The sequence below is a fragment of the Ruegeria sp. CE8 genome, from assembly GCF_056537465.1.
Genome location: NZ_JBQFRP010000010.1, coordinates 59,756 through 74,947, shown reverse-complemented (window position 1 = coordinate 74,947; position 15,192 = coordinate 59,756). Strand labels below are relative to the sequence as shown.

The following is a 15,192-nucleotide window of genomic DNA, read 5'->3' as shown; positions in this document are numbered from 1 at the left end:
AGACTTATCCATGATGAACTTTCTGAAATCCACCTGTCTGGCTGCGGCCGTTGTCGCAACTGCGGGCATCGCTGCTGCCGACACGCTGAAAATCAGCCATATCCGGCCTCAGGGCGCGACCATCGACAATGAACTGAGCGCTTTTGCCGAGGAACTGAAAACCGCCACCAACGGCTCGCTGGAGCTGAACCTGTTCCCGGCATCCGCCCTGGGTGATTACACCTCGGTTCAGGAACGGATTTCGGTCGGTGCGATCGACATGGCCGTGCAACCCGCCGCCACAGCGGTTGATCGCCGTATGCAGATCTCGGCTTTCCCCTATGTTGCGGCAAACTGGGACGAGGCGAAAAAGATCTACGGTCCCGGTGGCGCGATCCACACCGCCATGAAGGAACTTTATGCCAAGCAGGATATCACCATGCTGGCAGCTTATCCGGTGTATTTCGGCGGCGTTGCCCTAAACACCGACGCGGTGAACCCGGGCGACCCGACAACCGCAAAGGGGATCAAGGTTCGCGTACCGGGCATCAAGAGCTTCCAGCTGACTGCGGATGCTCTGGGATATATCTCATCGCCGATTCCATTCTCGGAGGCGTTCACTGCCGTGCAAACTGGTGTTGTTGATGGTGTCGTCGGATCGGGCGCCGAGGGCTATTATGCATCCTTCCGCGACGTGACCACGTCCTATTTCCCCGTGAACACGCATTTCGAAGTTTGGTACATGATTATCAACTCGGGCACTCTGGCCGAGCTGGGCGATGAAGACCGCGCGGCCTTGGAAACTGCTGCACTTGCGTTCGAAACCAAGCGCTGGGAAACCGCCGAGGCAGATCAGGGCGCGTTCGAGCAGAAGCTGGCCGACAATGGCGCAACCATTGTGTCACTGACGGACGAAGAGCTTGCCGCCACCGCTGCCCATGTACGTGCTCAGGTCTGGCCGCAGGTCCTTGAGGACGTGGGCCAGGATTGGGGTCAGTCCATCCTCGACAAGATCGGCGAGTAAGCGGTCGGACCCTGATATCGAGCAAGGCGTACTCCTCCCCGCGCCTTGCCCTGCCAGCCCACGGAGATCAGCTCATGTTCAGATCCTTGCAAGACGATGACCACGATCTGGTGACGCTGAGCGTCAATGGTCAGCAGGTCTATGCGCGCAAAGGCCAGTCAGTATGGTCTGCGATGGCCGTAACCGGTCAGGTCGTAACCCGCAAGGCGGCCCTATCGGGCGAAGCGCGCAGTGCGTATTGCGCCATGGGCGTGTGTTTCGAATGCATGGTCGAAATCGATGGCATGCCCAATCAGCAAGCCTGTCTGCGTCGGGTGGCGGACGGGATGAGCGTTACTATGCAAAACATCACCGAAGACACTGAGGCAACAGATGAAAGCCTTTGACTGCGCGGTCATCGGGGCAGGCCCGGCTGGCATGTCCGCAGCCATTGAATTGGCACAGGCCGGAGCGGATGTGGTTGTTCTGGACCGGGCCGATCGGGCAGGGGGACAAATTTATCGGTCTGCGGCCGACAGCCCTTTGCCGGATGCAACACGCCTCGGACCGGACTATACAACCGGCGCCGATCTGATCACTCGGTTTGAGCAATCGGGTGCGACACATCTTGCCGGAGCCGATGCTTGGCATCTTGGGGATGATGGGCGCATTCTGTTTTCTTATCAGGGTGAAACCCGCGAGCTGCATTGCCGTGAGATGCTGTTGTGTCCAGGGGCGATGGAACGACCCATGCCGATACCCGGCTGGACTTTGCCCGGCGTCATGACAGCCGGTGCAGCGCAAGTGATGCTCAAGTCCGATGCGGTTGTTGCAGACGGAGCTGTCTTTGCCGGATCCGGACCATTGCTGTACCTGATTGTGGCGCAATATTTGCGATTGGGCGTACATGTGGCCGCGCTTGTCGATACGACCCCGCGTCAGCATTACCTGGACGCAGTACCTCTTATGCCACGCGCGTTGCGACAAGCCGGGCAACTGCGCAAGGGTTTGTCTTTATTGCGAGAAATCCATGCTACCGGCGTTGCCACCTTTCGATATGCCGAGAGCCTTGAGGTGATCGGCGGTGACACGGCCACAGGGCTACGATTTAAGGCTTCAGGTCAACAGCACGAGGTCACGTCCGATACCGTGTTTCTGCATCATGGCGTCCAGCCCAATCTGAATATGTCCCAAGCGATGGGGTTGGCGCATCACTGGAACAGCGCACAGATGTGCTGGCAGGTTACGGTTGATGCCTTTGGCCAAAGCTCGGTGCCGCATGTTTCGGTTGCCGGTGACGGCGCAGGTGTTGTCGGTGCGGATGGCGCGCGCGCGGCAGGGCGTGTGGCCGCGCAAAATATTCTATTTCGCCTTGGTCGGATTTCTGGGGCTGACAGGGATCAAAGGGCGCGCGCTAATCTGAACTACTTGTCCACCTTGAAACCGTTTCGCCGGTTCATTGACCGCCTGTACCGCCCGACCGAGGCGCTGAGATTGCCGCGTGACGCAGGAACTCTGGTTTGCCGTTGCGAAGAGCAGTCATTGGGCGACTTGCGAAACGGGTTCGAACAGGGCGCGCGGGATCCGAACGCCCTGAAATCCCTGACACGCTGTGGAATGGGCCCATGTCAGGGACGGCAATGCGGTCATGTGGTGGCCGGGCTGTTGGCGCAGTGGCGCGCAGAATGCCCCGAAGCGGTTGGTTACTACCGACTACGCAGCCCCCAGCGTTTGCTGACCCTGGATGAACTGAGCCGTTACGGCACTTTTCCCGCGGAGGCGGCAGAATGAAGGCGGATGTTCTGGTCATTGGTGGCGGCATCCAGGGCTGCGCAACTGCCTACCATCTGGCGCGCAAAGGCGCATCCGTGATCGTGGTTGAAAAGGATTACCCCGGACGGCATGCCTCGGGCGTAAATGCAGGTGGGGTGCGGCTTCTGGGACGTGACATGGCTGAGGTTCCTTTGTCGAAAGCGTCGATGGAGATGTGGCAGACATTGGATGAAAACCTGGGTCATGACACAGGGTTTCGCCGTCAAACGCTGGTCAACATCGCGGTGGATGAGACCGATCTGGCAACTGCGCAGGCCCGCGAGGCCAAGATGCATGACGCTGGATTCACGTATGAAAGGATCATAGATCAGGCCGAACTCAGGGAGAGACTGCCTCATGTGAGTTCCGATTGCGTTGGCGGTGTGATCTCGGAGCTGGACGGATATGCAATCCCTTACAAGGCGACATCTGCGTTTCGTTTGGCGGCGGAAAATCTGGGTGTGCAGGTCATCGAAGGCGAAGAAGTTCTGGGCCTCCGACGGGTGGGCGACGCGTGGCTGGCGCAGGGCGTCCGGCACAGGTATGAGGCCGAAACCGTCGTCAATTGCGCCGGGGCCTGGGCGGATAAAATTGCGTTGATGATCGGTGACAATGTTCCCCTCAGCCACGCCGCGCCGATGCTGATGATCACCTCTCGGATGCCGCATTTTGCCAAGCCGGTCGTTGGGGCGATCAGCCGGCAATTGAGTTTCAAGCAGTTCGAGAATGGCACTGTCTTGATCGGCGGCGGTGCCAAGGGATTTGCTGACCGCGCCAATAACCGCACACGGCTGGATTACGCCAAACTGGCCGCCGCTTGCCGTACCGCAGCCGAGTTTTTCCCGATCATGCGCACGGCCAGCATCAACCGGATGTGGGCTGGGCTGGAGGCTTATATGCCCGATAACCTCCCCGTAATCGGTCCAGCCGTGAACGCGCCGCGTGCCTTCCATGCCTTCGGGTTTTCCGCGCATGGATTTCAGATGGGACCCGTCGTTGGGCAGGTTCTGGCGGAGTTGGTGACAGGCGGGCAAAGCCGGTTCAATCTATCGCCTTTCCGCATCGACCGATTTGACCGCAAGGTTCTGTAATGGAGATAACCGACATGACAATCACCCGTATCGAAACCGGCCAGCGAATGAGCAAGATCGTAAAGCACAATGGCGTCGCCTATCTATGCGGCCAGACCTCAGACGCCGCTACGGTCGCGGATCAAACCCGCGAAATCCTGTCCAAGGTCGAGGATCTGTTGGCCAAGGCGGGCAGTGACAAGACCCGCATTTTGCAATGTGTGATCTGGATGGCCGACATGGCGGATTTCGCCGAGATGAATGATGTTTGGGATTCTTGGGTGCCGGAAGGCTACTCCCCGGCGCGCGCCTGTGGCGAAGCCAAGCTGGCGCGCGACGTGCTCAAGGTTGAGATGATTGTGACCGCTGCTTGTGATGGAGTTTGAGGGGTTGAACGATACCTGAACCGTGATTGTGGATGTTCTCCCGACCAGACGGCATCGAAACATGCGACAATGCACTGATGCCGTCTGCTGAAGCGAACCATCATGCCCGAGAGCACTGCGCTGACCGGTTTTTTTTTAGAACGTTTTCCGGGTTGTGCGACCACCTTTAAGGGTAGTGATGCCTTCAATCAGCGCTTTGCACACGCGAAACTCAAAGGGCCTCTGACTGGTCATTCTCGGGGTTGTTTTGCCAAGGAGGCGTGCGCAACCAGCCGATTTCTGCAGGCGATTGGTGCAGTATTTTGGCCTTTGATTTCGCCTGATTCCTTCGATTTACGAAGAACCACTCGTAAAACGGTCGGGCAAGAATGACGCCAACAACCCCTCACCATCTCAATTGGGATCGGTAATCCAAACCCCTTCGACAATTTGTAGATCGCCTTACGGCGCGCGGTGTTGGCGCTTATATCGATAGCTAACTTCCCGGCGCTGCATCCTACTCCGGCATCCTACCTAAGAACTTCGCTGTAGGTGGTTTATTACGTAGAAGGTTGAACCTTTGAACATGTCGCACACTGCTCGATAGAGGTAGGCCCAGGCACCATTTTCCTTGATCCGGGTCTCTTCATTTTTTCGACTTAGCGCAGCGAAACAAGCTCGCTCAATTCGACTTTGGAGTAAGGCTGTCCATGCTTGTCGCATCACTCCAATAGGACCCTTCTTTCCTGTCTATGTGAAGTTTGAGCACATCCAGCGCTTTCTGAATATTACCCTCCTCGACACATTGGACCAGTTCTATGTGTTCGCGGTAGGATTTTGCCATGTGATCCGGGTGGTGACCCAACCGGCTACGTAATGCCGCCATTTTTAATGCAATCGTTTGGTATGCATCATTCAGGAACCGATTGTCGGCACAATCGAACAGGCATTGGTGGAACACCGTATCCAGATGCAAGTATGCCGCGTCATCCGCGGCCTCTCGCGCAGCTTTCATCTTACTGACACAGTCGCTCAGCGCAGCGTGAAGTGCTTCTGAATTTGCCTGCATGGCTATCGTCATAGCCGTTGTCTCAAGGCAGACACGTGCATCGCAGAGTTTTGCCAGTTCCTCAGGTTCCAGATTGAACACGAAAGACCCGCGTTGAGGTTCAACAATCAGCAGCCCTTCCATCTCAAGCCTGTTGATCGCCTCGCGGACAGGGGTGCGGCTGACCTCGAGATTCTTGGCGATTCGCGCCTCCGACAACTGTTCACCCAGTTCAAATTCACCTGCGATGATCCGTTCGCGCAGGTTCTCGGTGACCAATTCCGTCAATGATTTCGGTCTGTTGAATAGGCTCATGTCGCTCTCCTCGGGATGACAGTAGCAGCGATGCTTCTGGCATACAATGTGGTAGCGTTGACATATTGGCATACTGTATGCCAGTGTCACTTCCAACGAAGAGACGGCATTGGGAGGGGCGTCTTTGTACATTTTGGAGAAATGGATTGTTGCAGTGAACCGCGCATTGGTCGCTTTGGCGCTGGCTGCGGTTTTTGCAATCGTCTTTGCAAATGTGGTCGGACGATACGGGCTAGGCACCTCGTTCGCTTGGGTCGAAGAGGTTGCGCGACACCTGATGATCCTCGGTGCGTTCTGCGGCGCGGGCCTTGCCCTGCGAGAGGGGCGGCTGGTTGCGATCACCACCATCCCAGATCGTTTGCCGGCGGCTTTGGCACGTCTGCTGCGCTGGGGCATCGTCATCGTCATGTTTGCCTTCATGGCCACGATGCTGTGGCTGGGCATCCGGTTTGTTGAATTTGGCTGGAACAAGGAAACCATGTCCACCGGCATTTCGCGGGGCATTCCCTATCTGGCGATACCGATTGGCTGCGCATTGTTCCTGATCCAGTTGGCCTTCTTCGCCAAACGCTTCGTCAATCAGGATTTCGAACATGGCCTCAGCGCCGAGGGCGATGAGGCGAAGGTCTGAGCCGTGGCAAAAACCCTGATCATCCTGTTTTTTGCCACTCTGTTTCTGGGCGTCCCCGTAGCGTTCACAATGGGTGTTGCCGGTATTTCGGCGATCTTCATCGACGGGTCGCTGAACCCGCTGGTGGCGACCCAGCGCATGTTTGCCGGGATCGACAGCTTTCCCCTGATGGCAGTGCCGTTCTTTATCCTCGCCTCCGAGCTGATGACGGCCTGTGGTCTGACAAATGCCCTGCTGCGGTTTGCCAATGCTCTGGTCGGGCATGTGCGTGGTGGTCTGGGGCATGTGAACATTCTGGTATCCATGCTATTTGCCGGGATCAGCGGCTCGGCGCTGGCGGACGCGGCGGGACCTTCGGCCATCGTCATGCGGATGATGCGTGAAGCCGGGTATGAAAAGAACTATGCTGGTGCTCTGTCCGCAGCGACGGCCACCATCGGGCCGATCATCCCACCCTCCATTCTGGCTGTGATCTTTGCGATCTCGACCAACGGTGTGACGGTTGCTGGCCTGTTTCTTGCCGGTATCGTGCCGGGAATCCTTCTGGGCGTTGCACTGGCCGTTGCCAACCATATCGTGTCGACCCGCTACGGCTATCGCGGGCGCGAGCATCGCGCGACCTTGACCGAGCTGCGCAGCGCGACCCTGTCGGCCATCCCGGCCCTGATCATGCCCGCGATCATTCTGGGTGGCATCCTGTTCGGCGTCTTCACTCCGACCGAAGCGGGGGCGGTGGCCTCAGCCTATGCGCTGTTTTTGGGCTTCATTCTTCGGGCCTTCACCCTTCGTACGCTTTACGCGGCTTTTGTGCGCGCCGCGGTGGTGACGTCCTCGGTCTTTCTGATCGTGGCGATGGCGTCGATCTTCGCCTGGCTGCTGACCTACCTGCAAATCCCGCAGGAACTGGCGAAACTGATCACCCAGATCACCGACAACCGACTGGGTATTCTGTTCATTCTGGCGGCCTTTGCCCTGATCTGCGGCTTCTTCATCGACACGCTGCCCGCGCTGATCATCCTGACGCCGATCCTCGGTCCCATTGCCTATTCCGCCGGGATCGACCCGCTGCAATTCGGCATGATGCTGGTGCTGAACCTGACTATCGGGATGATCACCCCTCCGGTTGGTCCGGTGCTGTTTGTGATCGCCACAGTCGGACAATTGAAAATCGAACTCCTGTCAAAAGCGGTTGTGCCGCTGCTGCTGGCTGAACTCGTGGTGCTGCTTCTGGTCATTCTTGTGCCAGGCGTAAGCACCTTCATCCCCAACTTCTTTGGATTTGCGAACTGACATGAAAGGGAGGAACCTCATGAAAACCATGTCGAAACTTATGACGGCCACGGCTGTTGTTGCGATGACCGCCGCTGGCGCCGCCTCGGCCAAGGAACTGAAATATGCGCATTTTCAGGCCGCTGACCTGAGCTCGCCCAAACATGCCGCCGCGCTGGCCTTTGAGGCCTGTGTCGAGGGCAAGACCTCGGGCTCGATCGACGTCCAGATCTTTCCGGCCTCGCAGCTGGGTGGCGGGTCCGAGATCATGGAAGGCCTGCAGCTGGGCACCGTTCAGATGGCAGCCATCCACGACGGACCGATCTCGACCGTCTATAAACCTTTCTCGGTTCTGGCGATGCCTTACCTGTTCGAAGATCAGGCCATGGCCTGGGCCGTTATGGACGGCGAATTCGGTGATGCGCTGGCCGAGGACATGCTGGCCCAAACCGGCATCCGCAACTTTGGCGTGGCCGATAACGGCGTGCGCAACTTCACCAATAACGTCAAGCCCGTGGCCGAGCCTGCAGATATGGAAGGCCTGAAAATGCGGGTCATGACCGCGCCGGTCTGGGTGACGCTGGTGGAAAGCCTGGGCGCCTCGGCAACCCCGGTTCCGTGGCCTGAACTGCCCGGCGCATTGCAGCAAGGCGTTGTGGACGGTCAGGAAAACGGCGTGACCAACATTGTCAACGCCTCGCTCTATCAGCACCAGAAATACGTATCTCTGGATGGGCATGTGTTCAGCTGGCACGCATATCTGATGTCGGACATGTTCTACCAAAGCCTGACCGACGACGAGAAAAAGGCTGTAGAACAGTGCGTTGAGATCTCAAAGACGATCCACCGCGGCATGACCGCTGCGCAAGACGCGAACGCAACTACGATCCTGTCTGAAAAAGGCATGGAAGTGATCCCGGTCAGCCCCGAGCAGAAGGCCCAGTTTCGGGCCGCGGCCCAGCCCGCCGTGCGCGAATACATCGTCAGCGAGATTGGTGAAGACTGGCCGAACCGCCTCGACGCCGCCGTAGCGGCCTACCAGGCCCAGTAACCGATGCCAAGGGACCGTCACATGACCCGCCAGACCATAGCAATCCTTGAACCCGGCTATGCCACCTATGACACCGAGGCCTCGGTGCTGGCCGCGCAGGGCGCTCAGATCGCGCCGGTCACACCGGATACTGAGGCGGTCCCGGCTTTGCAGGCTCTGGATCCGGTCGCCATCCTGGTGCGGGAACGCACCGTGGATGCGGCGGTGATCGATGCCTGCCCGAACCTGAAAGTCGTCGTCCGCTATGGGGTGGGCGTCGACAATATCGATCTGGATTACGCCCGTTCGCGTGCCATCTACGTGGCCAATGTGCCTGACTATGGCGCTGAAAATGAAGTCAGCGAGCATGCGCTGGCGCTGTATCTGGCGGTGCAGCGGCGCATTCCGTCCCGCGATGGCGAGGTGCGGCAAGGCCAGTGGGGTATTGGTCAGGCTGCCCTGATCCCCAGCCGCGAAAACGCTGTTCTGGGTCTGATCGGCTGCGGCAAGATCGGGTTGCAGGCGGCGCAGAAATTTCGTGCGCTGGGTTTCACATCGGTCCGGGTGTTTGACCCCTATCTGACGAACCACGCGGCCGCCGCCGCCGATGTGCAAAAGGTCAATCTGACCGATCTGTGCAAAGCGGCCGACGTGGTCAGCCTGCATGCGCCGCTGACGCCCGAGACGCGGCATATTCTGGACGCCGCTCAAATAGGGCTAATGAAACCGACTTCGGTCGTGATCAACGTCTCTCGCGGCGGGCTGGTGGATGAAGCAGCGTTGGCTGAAGCCCTGAACCAAGGGCGCATTTTCGGGGCTGGTATCGACGTGTTCGAACAGGAGCCGGTCGCGCCGGACAATCCACTGCTGCATTGCCGCAACACCGTCGTGTCAGATCACGCCGCTTGGTACTCGGAACGCTCGGTCGCAGTGCTGCAGCGATGCGCGGCGCGCGAGGTCGCCAAGGTTCTGAATGATGAGCATCCCGATCACTGGGTGAACAAATGGTAGAATTGGTCGAAACATTACGTTCTGCACAAATTGTCCCGGTAATTCGCCACAGCAACCCCGAGATCGCTTTGACAGCCTGCGAGTTGCTTGCCGAGGCCGGAATACGCGCATTGGAGATCACCACGACGGTTCCGGATTCCGCTGCGCTGATTGTCGAGCTGCGGAAACGCTACCCTGCGATCTGTACTGGTGCCGGAACGGTTCTGGACGCTCGTGAGGCTGACATGGTGTTGGCGGCCGGAGCCGAGTTTGTCGTCTCTCCGTGTTGGAGCGATGCCGCCGCACGGGAAGCCAAGGCTGCAAAAGTGCCATATCTGCCCGGTGCAATGACACCGGGCGAGGTTCAGCATCATGTGGAAAACGGCGCTGCAGTGATCAAGATTTTTCCGGCCGATGCTGCCGGTGGGCCCGGCTTCCTGAAGGCCGTCAAATCCGTGTTTCCCGGTCTCGCCCTGATGCCGACTGGCGGCGTGTCACCTGACACTGCGCAATCCTATTTGAACGCCGGTGCGCTTTGCGTTGGCATGGGTGGCAATCTGCTGCCCGCCCAGGCGCTAGAGGCCGGTCACATCGACCTGGCCCGCGCACAAATCAACGCAGCCCTCACGGCTGCATCCTTTCAATCTTCCCAACGTAAGAGGATACTCTCATGAACACCCAAGAACTCGTTGCCGGGTTTCGCGACGTGGCTACCGCATCCGTCGCCGATGCCGTGGACAAGGTTGCGGGCAAGACTGGATTTCTGCCCGCCTCGATCAAACCCCGGATCAATGAAAAGAAGATCGTCGGCCCAGCCTTGACGATCCTGGAAGGTCCGACCGATGAATTCCTGCCGCCGCAACACGCGTTAGATGCAATCGATGAATCCGAGGCCGGTTCGGTCATCGTGATCTCGACCAACGGCACCACCGATGTGGCGCTGTGGGGTGGTCTGATGACCGCCGGAGCTGTTGCCAACAAACATGAAGGCGCTGTCCTAGACGGTGGCGTCCGCGATCTGGTTGAAATCAAACGCGACTATGACTTCCCGGTCTATTCCCGCTGTGTCAGCCCGGGCACTACGCTGGGTCGCATCCGGACACTGGCCTCGAACGTTGAAGTCGACATGGGCGGTGTGATCGTCCATCCGGGCGACATTATCGTGGCCGATATCGATGGCGCAGTCGCCGTCCCGCGAGATTATGCCGAAGCGGTTCTGGAAATGGCACGCGAGATCGACGAACGCGAAGCGGAACAGGCCCGTCTGATCATCGAAACCGGTTCGCTGCGCGAAGGTCTGGCGAAATACGGCCGCATCTAAAACAACAAACTGTCCCGCAGGTTGCTCGCAACAACCTGCGGGACACCAGAGCACAGCAAGGGAGGAATACATGCTGAAACGAATGCTCAACACGGTGGCCATTACCGCCGTTCTGGCCACCCCGGCGCTCGCGAACGGGCCCGAGGTCGTCGCGGAATGGAACAGTCTGCCCTATGCCGTCAAGGACGAGGCGACAAAATCCGCCTGGGAAGGCAGCGAGATTTTCGGCAAAGCGCTGGTCCAGGGCGCCAAGGTCGACAGCCAGGGCAACATCTATTTGTCCACCGCGCGCTGGGGCGGGGCCGAGATCCCCTCGACAGTCTCCAAGCTGGTCAAGAGCGGCGACACGTGGGAGCTGGAGGCGTTTCCGTCAGAGGAAATGAATAGCATGTCCAACCCTGATGGCCTGAAGGCTGTGCTGGGTTTTGAGATCGACCGTAACGATGTGATGTGGATCCTGGATCAGGGCCACGTGGCCGGCCCTCCGTTCGAAGACGGTGACGCCAAGCTGGTGCTTTGGGATCTGAAAGAGAACAAGGAAATCCAGCGCTATATGTTTACGGCGGAAGAAGCGGACCGCCAGTGTTCCTTCCTGAACGATCTGGCCGTCGATAACGATACCGGCTTTGCCTATATCGCGGACAGCGGTATTTTTTGTGACCCGCTACATGGCGGTCTGATTGTCTATGACAGCAACACCAATTCGGTGCGCCGCATTCTGGATCAGCACCGGTTCACCAATGATGAGCCGAATTTCTTCTTCAACATCGACAACCGTCCTGTTCTGAAAGAGGGCGGGATGCGCACGGGTGCCGACGGCATAGCGTTGTCGGGCGACAAGGAAACGCTCTACTGGACCAACCTGACCGGCAATCATCTGTATAGCCTGCCGACCGAAATCCTGCGTGATTTCGAGACCAATGAAACCGTGATCGAAAACGCGGTTGAGGTTGCCGCAGTGCTGCCTTCGAACACCGACGGGATGACCGCTGACAATGCGGGCAACATCTACATGACCGCATTGTCCTTGGACGGGATTATGAAGTTCGATGAATCCACGCGCGAAGTCAGTCGTTTCGTCCACCATCCGGAAATGAACTGGCCCGACACGCTGGCTTGGGGTCCGGATGGCGAAATGTATGTGGTGTCGAACCACCTGCATGTCTGGGTCGATGGCGACATGAATTTTGAAGACCCCGAAATCCCGAACTTCCGTATCTGGAAGATTCCGGGTGTCGGCCAAAGCTATACGGCCGAATAATCCTCCCATACATCTTGGTCAGCCTTTCGTGGCTGACCCCTTTTTTCGGAAATGAGACACCAATGACCCCGGATATTCTCTGCCTTGGCGAACCGATGCTGGAGTTCAATCAGCAGCCCGACGGGAACTACCTGCCCGGACATGGCGGCGACACGTCGAATTGTGCCATCGCCGCTGCGCGTCAGGGTGCATCCGTTGGATACGTGACGCATATCGGGGCGGATACCTTCGGCAATTCGTTCATGGATCTTTGGCAGGCCGAAAAAGTGGATACGTCGACCGTCCGCCAGGTTACGGACGCACATACCGGTGTCTACTTTGTAACCCACAGCGTAAACGGGCATGAATTCAGCTATTTCCGCGCGGGGTCTGCCAGCAGCCGGATGGGGCCGGAAGATCTGCCGGTAGCCGCCTTGCAATCGGCCAAGATTCTGCATGTTTCGGGCATCAGTCAGGCGATATCGGATGTTGCGGCTGATGCTGTGTTTCGCGCTATCCAGATCGTGAAAGATGTCGGAGGCCTTGTGTCCTACGACACCAATCTACGCCTAAAGCTCTGGCCGATCGAGCGCGCGCGCGCCGTAACGCATGCCGCCATGTCACAGTGCGATATCGCCCTTCCAGGTTTGGATGATGCCGAGCAACTGACTGGCCTTTCCGACCCGGATGCCATCGCAGACTACTACCTGAATATAGGGGCAACAATTGTCGCTCTGACGCTGGGGGCCGAAGGGACCTTGGTTGCGACACCTGACAAGCGCGAGCGTGTCAAAGGCCGCCAGGTCGAAGCGGTGGATGCCACGGCTGCGGGCGACACATTTGACGGTGCCTTCCTGTCTCGTATTGTTGCGGGCGATGACCCGTTTCAGGCCGCACGCTATGCCAACGCCGCCGCTGCCCTGTCGACCCAAGGGTATGGCGCAGTCGCCCCAATGCCGCGCAAGGACGCGGTCGAGGCGTTTCTAGCGGAAGGAGACTAACCCATGAAACACGCCGTTGTCATTGGCGGCACCCGCGGCATTGGCGCTGGTATCGCGGGTGAATTGCGCCGCAAGGGTTGGTGTGTGACGGCGACCGGCGTTGGCGCAGACGAGGTTGCCGCCTGCGCTGCGCAATACCCTGACGAGACCTTTGTGCAGCTGGACGTGCGGGATACTCAGGCCGTCACCGTATTTTTCGGAGGGATTGAAAAATTGGACGGTTTGGTCAATTGCGCCGGCGTTCTAGCCCGCGGTGCGGAATATGAAATCGAAACCTTCGAAACGGTGATCGACATCAACCTGACCGGCACGATGCGATGTTGTCTGGCAGCGCACCCGCTTTTGGCCGCATCAGGCGGGGCCATCGTGAACACCGCGTCAATGCTAAGCTTTTTCGGCGGGCCTCTGGTTCCGGCCTATTCCGCAAGTAAGGGCGGGGTGGCGCAGCTGACCAAGTCGCTTGCCGGGAAATGGGCACTAGATGGTGTACGAGTCAATGCGGTCGCTCCGGGTTGGATCGAAACCGAAATGACAGAGGCCCTGCGCGCCGATCCGGCCCGCAACCAACCAATCCTGAGCCGGACGCCGCTGGATCGCTGGGGAAAACCTGCGGAAGTGGGGGCGTTGGTCGCGTGGCTGCTGTCGGATGAGGCTGCTTTCGTGACGGGCGCCATTTATCCCGTGGACGGTGGCTATTCAGCAATGTGAGGAGGACATCTGATGCCAGTACAAGGACATGATGACGATCCAAGAATGCCGTACCAGCTGCCTTTCCCCAAGGACGCGCAGGATGAGATTGTCATCCCTGACGCCGTGGCCGCGGATGAGCGTGTCTGGGTGCCGCAAACCGAAAACGTCTCATTCCGGCCGCTGTGCCTGAACCGGTCGCAAGGGTACTGGATGAACCTGCTGCGGGTGCGGAAATCCGGGGTTCTGTCGCGACATCGGCACCCCCAGCCCGTTCACGGCTTTGTTCTGAAAGGCCGTTGGCATTATCTGGAACATGACTGGGTGGCGCAGGAAGGCGGCTATGTGTTCGAGCCACCGGGCGAAACCCACACGCTGGTTGTTCCCGAAGATGTCGACGAGATGATCACCTACTTCCAGGTCAACGGCGTTATGCTCTACGTCGACCCATGGGGTAAAACCATGGGCTACGAGGACGTCTTTACCAAAATCGACATGTGCCGTAAGCACTATGAGGAGGTTGGTTTGGGGGCGGACTATGTCGAACAATTCATCAGATAGACCGCTGAATCTGGCTCTGGTTGCCCATGACGCCAAGAAAGACATGATGGTCGAATGGGCCCGATCCCACGCTGACACCCTGCGTCAGGCGCATCTATTCGCCACCGGAACCACTGGTGGCCGCATCAGCGACGCTTTGCCCGATCTTCAGGTCACCGCGCTTAACAGCGGCCCGCTGGGCGGAGACCAGCAGCTTGGCGCGATGATCTGCGAGGGTCGATTGGACGGTCTGTTCTTTTTCATCGACCCAATGTCGCCGATGCCTCACGACGTGGATGTCAAAGCCCTGAGTCGGCTGGCGATTGTTTATGACCTGCCTTTTGCAAGTAGCCCGAGTACAGCGGATTTCGTTCTGAACGGGATATTTCACCTGTGAAGTCAGTAAGGGCTGACTGGCTGCTAACGAATTTCGCCATGACCGAAACGAGCGAGTGATGGTCATGCATCGAGTTAGATGTTTGCGCCTGTGCAGCGAATGGCGTTTTCCAGTTGAAAGCTAATCTATGGCTTCTTGCAGAGGCGCGCTTTGCAAGCAGAGGTTCTTGGTCTCAAAAAAACCGGCACAACCTTCGGCGCTTGGAAAATTGCGGCTTACGTCGCCTTAATTCTCGAGTGGTCAGGCCTACCATCGGCCGGTGGATTTTTAATGGACATATCCGCTTAACATCACCCTTAATTTAATCACTCATTCAGCGTTCTGAATGCAACGGTGCAGGCTGTAAAATGGGCGTGCGGTGAGGCGTTGCGAACGCTCAAATGATCGTAAATTTCAACAAAGCGTCGGGTGGGAAACAAATTGTGATTAGAAATTAAACAATTACGGACCAATTTTGTGGTAGACTAGGATGAACTTAGCGCGCTGGGACGAAG

18 protein-coding genes are annotated in these 15,192 nt (G+C 58.1%); 17 read left to right on the top strand and 1 reads right to left on the bottom strand.

The features are described from left to right. Window positions 1–10: 10 nt before the first annotated feature. The 6 genes from dctP to ACR0AA_RS16085 all read left to right on the top strand — a co-directional run bounded on the left by dctP (window position 11) and on the right by ACR0AA_RS16085 (window position 4,622). Window positions 11–1,003 carry a TRAP transporter substrate-binding protein DctP gene (dctP, locus tag ACR0AA_RS16110; RefSeq protein WP_480756441.1) on the top strand — a complete coding sequence of 331 codons (993 nt, stop codon included), beginning with the start codon at window positions 11–13 and terminating at the stop codon, window positions 1,001–1,003. Between the two features lie 74 nt (window positions 1,004–1,077). Next, window positions 1,078–1,389: a (2Fe-2S)-binding protein gene (locus tag ACR0AA_RS16105; RefSeq protein ID WP_480756440.1), complete on the top strand. Its 312-nt coding sequence runs from the start codon at window positions 1,078–1,080 to the stop codon at window positions 1,387–1,389. Then, entirely contained in the window at window positions 1,376–2,773 is a 1,398-nt protein-coding gene (locus ACR0AA_RS16100; protein ID WP_480756439.1) for an FAD/NAD(P)-dependent oxidoreductase, read from the top strand. The genes ACR0AA_RS16105 and ACR0AA_RS16100 overlap by 14 nt, the downstream gene beginning before the upstream one ends. Continuing rightward, window positions 2,770–3,885, top strand: a complete 1,116-nt coding sequence (locus tag ACR0AA_RS16095) for an NAD(P)/FAD-dependent oxidoreductase (protein WP_480663760.1) — start codon at window positions 2,770–2,772, stop codon at window positions 3,883–3,885. The genes ACR0AA_RS16100 and ACR0AA_RS16095 overlap by 4 nt, the downstream gene beginning before the upstream one ends. A gap of 14 nt (window positions 3,886–3,899) precedes the next feature. Next, on the top strand, window positions 3,900–4,250 hold the full coding sequence (locus ACR0AA_RS16090; RefSeq protein ID WP_480663761.1) for a RidA family protein: 351 nt from the start codon (window positions 3,900–3,902) through the stop codon (window positions 4,248–4,250). A gap of 102 nt (window positions 4,251–4,352) precedes the next feature. After that, complete coding sequence (locus ACR0AA_RS16085) at window positions 4,353–4,622, top strand: hypothetical protein (RefSeq protein ID WP_480663763.1); 270 nt, start codon at window positions 4,353–4,355, stop codon at window positions 4,620–4,622. A 289-nt stretch (window positions 4,623–4,911) separates the two neighbouring features. Here the strand turns inward: ACR0AA_RS16085 and ACR0AA_RS16080 are convergent, their stop codons facing one another. Further along, window positions 4,912–5,592: a GntR family transcriptional regulator gene (locus ACR0AA_RS16080; protein ID WP_480663765.1), complete on the bottom strand. Its 681-nt coding sequence runs from the start codon at window positions 5,590–5,592 to the stop codon at window positions 4,912–4,914. A 154-nt stretch (window positions 5,593–5,746) separates the two neighbouring features. Here ACR0AA_RS16080 and ACR0AA_RS16075 point away from each other — a divergent pair, with 154 nt between their 5' ends. The 11 genes from ACR0AA_RS16075 to ACR0AA_RS16025 all read left to right on the top strand — a co-directional run bounded on the left by ACR0AA_RS16075 (window position 5,747) and on the right by ACR0AA_RS16025 (window position 14,698). Then, on the top strand, window positions 5,747–6,223 hold the full coding sequence (locus ACR0AA_RS16075; RefSeq protein ID WP_480663767.1) for a TRAP transporter small permease: 477 nt from the start codon (window positions 5,747–5,749) through the stop codon (window positions 6,221–6,223). 3 nt (window positions 6,224–6,226) lie between these two features. After that, complete coding sequence (locus ACR0AA_RS16070) at window positions 6,227–7,513, top strand: TRAP transporter large permease (RefSeq protein WP_480663769.1); 1,287 nt, start codon at window positions 6,227–6,229, stop codon at window positions 7,511–7,513. A 19-nt stretch (window positions 7,514–7,532) separates the two neighbouring features. Next, window positions 7,533–8,543 (top strand): DctP family TRAP transporter solute-binding subunit, encoded by a 1,011-nt coding sequence (locus ACR0AA_RS16065; protein WP_480663771.1) that lies wholly within the window; start codon window positions 7,533–7,535, stop codon window positions 8,541–8,543. A gap of 21 nt (window positions 8,544–8,564) precedes the next feature. Beyond that, a complete protein-coding gene (locus tag ACR0AA_RS16060) occupies window positions 8,565–9,533 on the top strand; it encodes a C-terminal binding protein (RefSeq protein WP_480663773.1) in 969 nt (322 codons plus the stop codon). Beyond that, window positions 9,527–10,186, top strand: a complete 660-nt coding sequence (locus tag ACR0AA_RS16055; RefSeq protein WP_480663775.1) for a bifunctional 4-hydroxy-2-oxoglutarate aldolase/2-dehydro-3-deoxy-phosphogluconate aldolase — start codon at window positions 9,527–9,529, stop codon at window positions 10,184–10,186. The genes ACR0AA_RS16060 and ACR0AA_RS16055 overlap by 7 nt, the downstream gene beginning before the upstream one ends. Then, on the top strand, window positions 10,183–10,833 hold the full coding sequence (locus ACR0AA_RS16050; RefSeq protein WP_480663777.1) for an RraA family protein: 651 nt from the start codon (window positions 10,183–10,185) through the stop codon (window positions 10,831–10,833). The genes ACR0AA_RS16055 and ACR0AA_RS16050 overlap by 4 nt, the downstream gene beginning before the upstream one ends. Before the next feature lie 70 nt (window positions 10,834–10,903). After that, window positions 10,904–12,094 carry an L-dopachrome tautomerase-related protein gene (locus tag ACR0AA_RS16045; RefSeq protein WP_480663779.1) on the top strand — a complete coding sequence of 397 codons (1,191 nt, stop codon included), beginning with the start codon at window positions 10,904–10,906 and terminating at the stop codon, window positions 12,092–12,094. Between the two features lie 62 nt (window positions 12,095–12,156). Beyond that, window positions 12,157–13,074, top strand: coding sequence for a sugar kinase (locus tag ACR0AA_RS16040; RefSeq protein ID WP_480663781.1), 918 nt, complete (start codon window positions 12,157–12,159; stop codon window positions 13,072–13,074). Between the two features lie 3 nt (window positions 13,075–13,077). Beyond that, window positions 13,078–13,782 (top strand): SDR family NAD(P)-dependent oxidoreductase, encoded by a 705-nt coding sequence (locus ACR0AA_RS16035; protein ID WP_480756434.1) that lies wholly within the window; start codon window positions 13,078–13,080, stop codon window positions 13,780–13,782. 12 nt (window positions 13,783–13,794) lie between these two features. Further along, entirely contained in the window at window positions 13,795–14,322 is a 528-nt protein-coding gene (locus tag ACR0AA_RS16030; RefSeq protein WP_480756433.1) for a 2,4'-dihydroxyacetophenone dioxygenase family protein, read from the top strand. Further along, window positions 14,300–14,698, top strand: a complete 399-nt coding sequence (locus tag ACR0AA_RS16025; RefSeq protein WP_480756432.1) for a methylglyoxal synthase — start codon at window positions 14,300–14,302, stop codon at window positions 14,696–14,698. The genes ACR0AA_RS16030 and ACR0AA_RS16025 overlap by 23 nt, the downstream gene beginning before the upstream one ends. The last annotated feature ends 494 nt before the right edge of the window (window positions 14,699–15,192 follow it).